The following is a 7,806-nucleotide window of genomic DNA, read 5'->3' as shown; positions in this document are numbered from 1 at the left end:
TGCCGAGGAGGAGCGCCGGCGCGAGGCGGAGCCCGAGCTCGCCCTCCTGATCGACGAGCTCGACCAGAGGGAGCGCGCGCTCCGGCGCCTGGGGCAGCTCGGCTTCCGCGACCGCGAGTCCGCCTACCGCGAGCTGCGCCTGCTGCGCGACGGGCCGCCGCACGCGCCCGCCTCGGCCCGCCGGCGCGCGGCGCTCGTGCGCCTCGCCCCGGCGCTGCTCACGGAGATCGCGCGCTCGGCGGCGCCCGAGCGCGCGCTGCGTCACCTCGCCACCTTCGTCTCCACCATCGGCGCGCGCACGAGCTACCTCCACCTGCTGCTCGAGAACCCGGGCGTGATGCGGCTCCTCGTCCGCCTGTTCGCGACCAGCGAGTTCCTCTCGGCGTTCTTCCTCCGCCATCCCGAGCTGCTCGACAGCCTGGTGCGCGCGGATCTCATGCGCATCGAGCGTACGCGCGAGGACATGGCGGCCGAGCTCGGGGAACGCCTCGCCGCGGCGCCCGACCTGGAGGCCCGGCTCGATACGCTGCGCCGCTTCCGGCACGAGGAGTTCCTGCGCGTCGGCGTGCACGACATCGAGGGCACGCTCGAACCGGCCGAGGTGGGACGCCAGCTGACGAGCCTCGCCGAGACCTGCCTCGCCGCCGCGCTCGCGATCGCGCGCGGCGAGGTGCTGGCGCGCGCCGGCGTGCCCGACACGGCGGCGAGCCAGGGCCTCGCCGTGCTCGGGCTCGGCAAGCTCGGCGGCGGCGAGCTCGTCTACGCCTCGGACCTGGACCTCATCTTCGTCTACGACCCGAGCGATCCGGCGTGGTGGAGCGGGCACGCCGTGCCGCACGAGTTCTTCACCCGCGTTGCCCAGCGCGCGATCAGCGCGCTCGCGACGCCGACGCGCGAGGGGATCGCGTACCGCATCGACACGCGGCTCAGGCCGTCGGGGAACCAGGGACCGCTCGTCTCGTCGCTCGAGGCGTTCGCCGCCTACCACCGCAGCGGGGCCCGGCTCTGGGAGCGGCAGGCGCTCATCAAGGCGCGCGTGGTGGCGGGCCCCCCCGCGCTCGGCGCGCGCCTGGAGGCCATCGTCGCGGAGTTCGTCTACGGGCGTGGGCTCGGCCCCGCGGAGGTGGCGGAGATCGCGCACATGCGCGCGCGCCTCGAGCGCGAGCGGGGCGCGGCGGACGGGCCGGCCGTCAACATCAAGACGGGACGGGGCGGGCTCGTCGACGTGGAGTTCCTGGTGCAGATGCTCGAGCTCCGCCACGGCCACGCCCACCCGGCCGTGCGCGTGCGCGACACGCCGGGGGCGATCACCGCGCTCGCCGCGGCGGGGCTGCTCGGGCCCGGCGACGCGCGCGCGCTGGCCGAGGGCTACGCCTTCCTGCGCGCGCTCGAGAGCCGGCTCCGCCTCGAGCACGACCAGCCGCTCGAGGTGACCGCCGCCGATCCGGCCGCGCTCCTCGCGCTGGCGCGCCGCCTCGGTTACCGGGGCGCGGACGGCGAGGCGGTGGCCGCGCTCCGCGCCGACCACGCGCGCCACGGGGACGCGATCCGTGCCGTCTACGATCGTCACTTCGCCGCGCCCGCGGCGTAGGGTCTCCGACCGCCTCCTGGTTTGCCTTCGCGTCCGGCTTCGGGTTACCTGTCCTGGATGGAGAAGACCGAGCGCATCTGGCTCGACGGGAAGCTGGTGCCCTGGGAGGCGGCGCAGGTCCACGTGCTCACCCACACGCTGCACTACGGGCTCGGGGTCTTCGAGGGCATCCGCTGCTACCAGTGCCACGATGGCCGCTCGGCGGTCTTCCGCCTGCGCGAGCACATCGACCGTCTCTACGGCTCGGCGCACGTCCTCGAGCTGCCGGTGCCGTACCCGCGCGAGCGGCTGGTCGACGCCTGCCTCGAGACGGTGCGCGCCAACCGGCTGCGCGAGTGCTACATCCGCCCCATCGTCTTCATGGGCGACGGCGAGATGGGGCTCGCGGCGCGTCCCCCGACGCGCGTCGCGATCGCCGCCTGGCCGTGGGGCGCCTACCTGGGCGACGAGGGCATGAAGAGCGGCATCCGGGTGAAGACGAGCTCCTTCGCGCGCTTCCATCCGAACACGTTGCTCACCAAGTCGAAGGCGACCGGCCACTACGTGAACTCCATCCTTGCCTCGCGCGAGGCGCGTGCCGCGGGCTACGAGGAGGCGCTCCTCCTCGACGTCGACGGCTACGTCTCCGAGGCGAGCGGCGAGAACATCTTCATCGTGAGCGAGGGGACGGTGAAGACGACGCCGCTGCCCACCGTGCTCGGCGGCATCACCCGCCACGCGATCCTCCGCCTGCTCGCTGACCTGGGCGTCCCGGCGCGCGAGGAGCGCTTCACGCGCGACGAGGTCTACCTCGCGGACGAGGCGTTCTTCACGGGCACGGCGGCCGAGGTGACGCCGATCCGCGAGCTCGACGACCGGTGCATCGGCGACGGCGCGCCGGGGCCGGTCACGCGCCGCCTGCAGGATATCTTCTTCGCGGTCGTGCGCGGCCGCGAGGAGCGCTACCGCTCCTGGCTCGCGTACGTCTAGGCGCTTCGCCGCTCGTTGCCTCCAGCGGCGGCTTGCCTTGCCCCCGGGGCGTCAGGTAGCTATGCCGCGTTTTCCCGGCGGCCTCGACCCCGGGGGAGGAGGCGATCGATGCGATCCACCCTGTTGCGTGCCGGGCTCGCCGTGAGCCTGGTGACCTTCGCCGCATGCGGCGGCGCGGAGAAGCCGACCGCTCCCGCGGCCACGCCCACGACGGTCGCGAAGCCCATGGCCGCGGTGACGACCACCACGGTGGAGGAGGAGTACGAGCTCGACGTGATCGCCGAGGCCGAGCCCGACGAGGGGGCGCCGCCGCTCAAGGTGCAGTTCACCGCGTCGGTGGAGGAGGAGAGCGGGGGCCCGTTCTCCTTCAGCTGGGACTTCGGTGACGGCTCGAAGAGCACGGAGCAGAACCCGGTCCACACCTACGCCAAGGTGGGCGAGTACACCGCCACGCTCACCGTGACCAACCAGAAGGGCAACAAAGGATCCGACGAGATCGACATCTTCGTGGAGACGGACGAGGAGGGGAGCGGCGGGGGCGACTGACGGCAGTCGTTTGCGGCGGCGGGGCCGGCCCCGGCGCTCCCGCTCGGGCGCCGGCGCCGGTTGCGTGCCCCCACTGAGCGCCGCGCTCGGCGCCCTCGAAGGTCGCGGCGGGGCCGGCCCCGCCGCCGCAACGACCGTTCCGTCGGCGCGCCGGCTTTAGCGGCAGCTGGTGTCTACTTCGCGCTCTGCGGTGTCGAGGGTGGCGAGGGCGGGGGTCAGGGCGGCGCGCTCGGCGGCGCAGCGGTAGCGGAGGGCGTCGAGGCAGCGGCCGAGCGCCGCGAGCCGCTCGCCCGCCTCGCTGGCGGCGGCGCGCCAGCGCTCGCGCGCGCGCTCGCACGGGGCCGCGGCGGACGCCGGGGATCTGGCCGGCGCTGCGGGCGCTGCGGGCGCTGCGGGAGGCGGCGGGGCGGGCGCCTCGCCGCTCGTCTCCACGACCTCGATCTGCCCGGCCCCGCGGAGCACCATCTCGGCCCGACCCCGGAAGCGCTGGACGCGGCCCGTCGCCCGCACGCGCCGGCCGTGGTAGAGGTGCTCCGGCTGGCGGGGCGCGCTCTCGAGGAGCGACAGCAGGACGACGACGCGGAACGCGCGCGGATCGTCGGGCGCGAACTCGAGGACCCAGGTGTCCCCCACGGTGCGCGCCACCGCGACCTCGCCCTCCACGGTCACGACCTCGCCCACGTGGCCACCCGCCTCCCGCCACGGGACGACGAGCGGCGCGGCCGCCCCGGCCGCCCCGGCCGCGAGCGCGACGAGCGCCAGGAGCATGTCCGGGTGACCACGGCGAGCGAGGCGGACGAGTCGGGGAGCGAGAGCGGGAAGCGCAGCGACGACCGACGCGGCGTAGCCGAAGCTACGCTGCAGGCGGGGCGCCTCGGCGCTGCCGTTGGTCGGCGCCCCGGAGAGCCGACGCATCGCGCGTGCTTGGTCCGGTGCCCCGGGGGCGCGCAAGCCGTCGCGAGCTGCCCTCCGGCGGCGGGAGCCTAGCGTTCGCGCCGGCCCATGCCGCCGCGGCCGCCGCCCCCGCCCCCGCCCGGCGCCCGCTCGCGCGCCTCGCTCACGGTGAGCGGCCGGCCCCCGAACGGCTTGCCGTTGAGGGCGGTGACCGCCGCCTGGGCCTGGGCATCGGTGGCCAGCTCGACGAAGGCGAAGCCGCGCGGCCGGCCGGTCTCCCGGTCGGTGACGATCTTCACCTCCTCGACCTGGCGCCCCTCCTGCTCGAAGAGAGCGCGCAGCTGCGCTTCGTCGCACTGGTAGGGCAGGTTACCTACGTACAGTCTCTTTCCCATTCTAGCTCCCGCACTAGCGAGGACGCCGAGCACGGCCCTTCGCCGTTCCCGGGGTCGCCGGCGGCCTTGTAGCACGCGCGCGTCGTCACCGTCCAGCCAGGGAGGAAGCACCCACCGACGCTAGAAGAAGACATGCCGCCGCAGCGACAGGCCCTGGCGGATCAGCTCCTGAAGCGCCGTCCGCACCTCCCCCACGTGACGCACCACGGCGTCCGGGGCCGCCGGCCCGCGGAAGCGCAGCGGGGCCCCGAAGTGAATGCGATACTTGACCGGTAGCGGGACGACGAGCGTCGGGGTGAGGGGAGCGACGGGCGTCCGCACCAGCCGGGCCAGCCAGGCCGGGTTGGCGAGCAGCGGCGCCTCCTCCTCGGGCCCGATCACCGCGACCGGCACGATCGGAGCGCCGGTCCTGAGGGCGACGTGCACGAAGCCGGGCCCGAACTCGCACAGGCGATAGCGCTCCCGGAAGGGCCGGCGGAGCGCCTTCAGGCCCTCCGGGAAGGTGAGCACGGCGCCGCCCGCGCGGAGCAGGTCCGCGCAGGTGTCGGGGCGGCCGTCGACCGCCCCGATGCGCCGCGCGGCCCTGCCGAGGATCGGCAGCTCCATCAGGCGGTGCTCGGCCATGCCGTGCACCAGCCGCGGCGGCTCGGCGTCGAGCAGGCAGGCGGTCACGATCATGGCGCCGTCCCACGAGAGCACGTGCGAGCCGTGGTTGGCGACCAGCATGACGGGGCCGCGCGGCAGGGCCTCGATCCCGTGGCACTCGACGCGGAAGTAGCGCCGGTGCATCACGCCGGTCACGAGGAAGAGGCGGGTCGCCGCCTCGAAGCGAAAGCCGAAGCGCTCGGGCGGCGGGTGCTCGAGGGCGCAGGCGGCGGCCAGGCGGGCGCGCACCGCCTCCTGGAAGCGGGCGAGACGCCGGAGCCCGGGCAGGTGATGCCACCATCGTCGGGGGCGCGATGGCGCGAGCGCGCGCGGCGCCCACTCCGGGCTCGGACTCGTCCTCAACGCCGGCTGCCAGCCGGGCCTCATTGGATCACGATCTCCTCGCGCGCATAGTTACGCGGCCCGACGAAGCGCGCCAGCGCGGGCGGCTCGCCGGGGAGCATCCAGAAGGTGGCGCGTGGGAGCAGGTGCCGCAGCAGGGGATCGATCGTCCAGTGGATGGTCGGGCCGAGCTCGAAGCGGCGCGTGTCGAGGCGGGCCCCCGTGCGCTCGAGCACGGCACGGGGGCCGCCGGCGAGCTCCAGGTCGAGGACGCGCGGGCGCGGCGTGGGAGCCACCGTGCGGAAGACCAGCCGGCCATCCTCGGCATTGGCGTCGAAGTTCTTGAGCACGATGAAGATGAGCGGTCCCCAGTAGGTTGCCTTGGGCAGCGTGACCCGCTCCTCCAGGGTGCGCCGGCGCGAGCCCCGCCCCCAGCTGGCCCGGAGGCGGCCGCCGGCCACGTCGATCGCCACGTCGGCCACGGAGACGCCGTCGGCATCGCGGATGATCGAGCGCCCCGCGAGCGCTTCCAGGGTGCCCTCGACCCGCGCGTCGGCCGTGTCCTCGTCGCTCGAGCCGTCGCGGAAGTGCGCGATGCGGACGCTCGAGAGACGGTCCCCGTGACGCGTCTGCCGGTACTCGATCAGGCCGATCGGCTCGCGCCCGTCGGGGCCGTAGATGGTGCTCGTCCCGGCCACGTCGCCCTCGTCCCATACCAGGCGGATGGGGTCGCCCGCCGAGCGGGCCACCGCGACCGCGGGGTGCACGAGAAGCCCGGCGGCGAGGGTCAACGTCGCGGGGAGGCGCCTCATCAGCGTGGGTGAGCGCACACAGTGCCAACCGCGAGCCGGCCGGGCAATCCCCCGCGGCCCCCGCATCGCTCCTAGCCCCGCGCCGCCGCGCGCCGCCAGGCGACGGCGAGGAGCGCGAGCGTCGCCGCGAGCGCGCTCACCCCGACGAGCAGCGGGCGCGCACGCGTGCCGGCCGCGTCCGCCACCACCTCCACGTCGGCGCGGGCGACGGCCGCGTGGTGCTCGCCGGAGGCGGTGTACTCGAAGAGCGCGTACGCGGGATAGCTGCCGGAGGGCAGCGCGGCGCGATTCTCGAGCACCAGGGGGACGCTCGTGCGCCCGTGCGCCCCGACCTGGGCGGGCAGGGTCTCGGGATCGGTCGCGAGCCCGCCGGCGAGGACGACGACCAGCCGTCCCCCGATCGGGTGGGAATCCGGATTCTCGATGAGCAGCGTCGCGCTCCCCGCCCTCGCGACGGGGTGTGCCTCGAGCCGGAGCCGCACCAGGGCGGGTGATCCGTCGGGCGCCGGCACCTCGGCCACCACTGGCACCGATCCGCGTCGGCCGAGCGCGTCGACGTAGTGGACGTGGACCATGGCGGCGAAGGTGCCGGGCGCAGAGGGCGGGGCGAGCACGACCCGCCACTCGCGGCGCGCACCCGGGTCGAGCGCCGCGGTCTCGCCCGAGTAGGTCTTGCGCTGGTAGACGACCTCCGGCCGGACGTCGCGGGCCGGCTGGTCCCCGGCGTTGACCGCGAGCACGTCGAGCGTGGGCGGCGCGCCGCTGCGGCTCGCGGCCGTGCACTCGAGGCGGACACCCGCGACCCCCGCGCCGCGCACGGCCAGCACCGCCGCCGCGGTGACGACGAGCGCGACAGCGCGGGCCGCCACGGGTCAGGACCGCCGCGCGTCGATCGCCTGCGCGTGCTCGCGCACGACCTCGGGTGGGCACCACTGCATGAACCAGCGCGCCGCCACGATCACGATCACCAGGTCGTCGATCTCGCCCAGGAAGGGAATGACGTCGGGGATCAAGTCGAAGGGGAGCGCCACGTAGGCGAGCGCGCCCACCAGCATCGCCTTCGGCCAGACGGACACGCGCGGGTCACGCAGCAGCCGCCAGTAGAGGCGGATCAGGTTGGGGAGGTGGAAGAGCACGTCGATCGCCCGGCTCCTCCCGGACCATGCGGATCCGGTGTCACGCGCCATCACGGCCTTCACGCTAGCCGAGACCGCCGCCACGCGCCAGGGCGGCCCTTCCGTTCGCCCGCCCGGGCGGGTAGGAAGGACGGGCCCGGCCCGCCGGCCGGGACGCTCAGCCGGGAGGACCCATCGTGGAAGATATCCGCTTCGACGACATCGAGAGGCTCAAGGGCAAGGTCAGCGACACCTTCGGCGCCTGGAGCGAGCCGGTCGAGGTGACGCAGGACATGATCAACCGCTTCGCCGAGGTGACCGGGGACCACCAGTGGATCCACGTCGACGTCGAGCGCGCCAAGCGGGAGAGCCCGTTCGGCGGCACGGTCGCGCACGGCTTCCTCACCCTGAGCCTCCTCCCGCGCCTGCACGGGAGCGCCGCCTGGAAGCTCACTGGCTACGGGAACGCGACCAACTATGGGGCCAACAAGCTCCGT

Annotated in this window: 10 protein-coding genes; 4 read left to right on the top strand and 6 right to left on the bottom strand. The window is 74.8% G+C overall.

Translation table 11 applies throughout. The features are described from left to right. From E6J59_06315 to E6J59_06305, 3 genes are all read left to right on the top strand, one after another. Positions 1-1,591 (top strand): bifunctional [glutamate--ammonia ligase]-adenylyl-L-tyrosine phosphorylase/[glutamate--ammonia-ligase] adenylyltransferase (locus E6J59_06315; protein ID TMB21239.1); only part of this gene is annotated, 1,591 nt, incomplete at its 5' end. A gap of 57 nt (positions 1,592-1,648) precedes the next feature. Continuing rightward, positions 1,649-2,560: a branched-chain amino acid transaminase gene (locus tag E6J59_06310; protein TMB21238.1), complete on the top strand. Its 912-nt coding sequence runs from the start codon at positions 1,649-1,651 to the stop codon at positions 2,558-2,560. 108 nt (positions 2,561-2,668) lie between these two features. Continuing rightward, a complete protein-coding gene (locus E6J59_06305; protein ID TMB21237.1) occupies positions 2,669-3,106 on the top strand; it encodes a PKD domain-containing protein in 438 nt (145 codons plus the stop codon). A gap of 156 nt (positions 3,107-3,262) precedes the next feature. On the opposite strand, the gene E6J59_06300 is transcribed toward E6J59_06305, so the two are convergent. The 6 genes from E6J59_06300 to E6J59_06275 form a co-directional block, all read right to left on the bottom strand. Then, positions 3,263-4,021, bottom strand: coding sequence for a hypothetical protein (locus tag E6J59_06300; protein TMB21236.1), 759 nt, complete (start codon positions 4,019-4,021; stop codon positions 3,263-3,265). Between the two features lie 68 nt (positions 4,022-4,089). After that, complete coding sequence (locus E6J59_06295) at positions 4,090-4,395, bottom strand: RNA-binding protein (GenBank protein TMB21235.1); 306 nt, start codon at positions 4,393-4,395, stop codon at positions 4,090-4,092. 120 nt (positions 4,396-4,515) lie between these two features. Further along, positions 4,516-5,427, bottom strand: coding sequence for an acyltransferase family protein (locus E6J59_06290; GenBank protein TMB21234.1), 912 nt, complete (start codon positions 5,425-5,427; stop codon positions 4,516-4,518). Continuing rightward, positions 5,424-6,194, bottom strand: coding sequence for a hypothetical protein (locus tag E6J59_06285; GenBank protein ID TMB21233.1), 771 nt, complete (start codon positions 6,192-6,194; stop codon positions 5,424-5,426). Before E6J59_06285 ends, E6J59_06290 begins: the two co-directional genes overlap by 4 nt. A gap of 71 nt (positions 6,195-6,265) precedes the next feature. After that, positions 6,266-7,063, bottom strand: coding sequence for a hypothetical protein (locus E6J59_06280; protein TMB21232.1), 798 nt, complete (start codon positions 7,061-7,063; stop codon positions 6,266-6,268). A 3-nt stretch (positions 7,064-7,066) separates the two neighbouring features. After that, positions 7,067-7,381: a DUF1232 domain-containing protein gene (locus E6J59_06275; protein TMB21231.1), complete on the bottom strand. Its 315-nt coding sequence runs from the start codon at positions 7,379-7,381 to the stop codon at positions 7,067-7,069. 122 nt (positions 7,382-7,503) lie between these two features. Between E6J59_06275 and E6J59_06270 the strand changes: the two genes are divergently transcribed. After that, positions 7,504-7,806: MaoC family dehydratase (locus E6J59_06270; protein TMB21240.1), on the top strand; the 303-nt coding region annotated here is incomplete at its 3' end.

Source organism: Deltaproteobacteria bacterium (assembly GCA_005879795.1).
Classification (GTDB): Bacteria; Desulfobacterota; Binatia; order DP-6; family DP-6; genus DP-6.
Note: the sequence above shows the minus strand (reverse complement) of the source record. Positions and strands in the feature narration are given on the sequence as shown.

Bases quoted from the DNA above. Each gene is read 5' to 3' on its own strand.
- E6J59_06300 (TMB21236.1), bottom strand. From the start codon at position 4,021: ATGCGTCGGCTCTCCGGGGCGCCGACCAACGGCAGCGCCGAGGCGCCC.
- E6J59_06285 (TMB21233.1), bottom strand. From the start codon at position 6,194: ATGAGGCGCCTCCCCGCGACGTTGACCCTCGCCGCCGGGCTTCTCGTG.
- E6J59_06275 (TMB21231.1), bottom strand. From the start codon at position 7,381: ATGGCGCGTGACACCGGATCCGCATGGTCCGGGAGGAGCCGGGCGATC.
- E6J59_06305 (TMB21237.1), top strand. From the start codon at position 2,669: ATGCGATCCACCCTGTTGCGTGCCGGGCTCGCCGTGAGCCTGGTGACC.
- E6J59_06310 (TMB21238.1), top strand. From the start codon at position 1,649: ATGGAGAAGACCGAGCGCATCTGGCTCGACGGGAAGCTGGTGCCCTGG.
- E6J59_06295 (TMB21235.1), bottom strand. From the start codon at position 4,395: ATGGGAAAGAGACTGTACGTAGGTAACCTGCCCTACCAGTGCGACGAA.
- E6J59_06290 (TMB21234.1), bottom strand. From the start codon at position 5,427: ATGAGGCCCGGCTGGCAGCCGGCGTTGAGGACGAGTCCGAGCCCGGAG.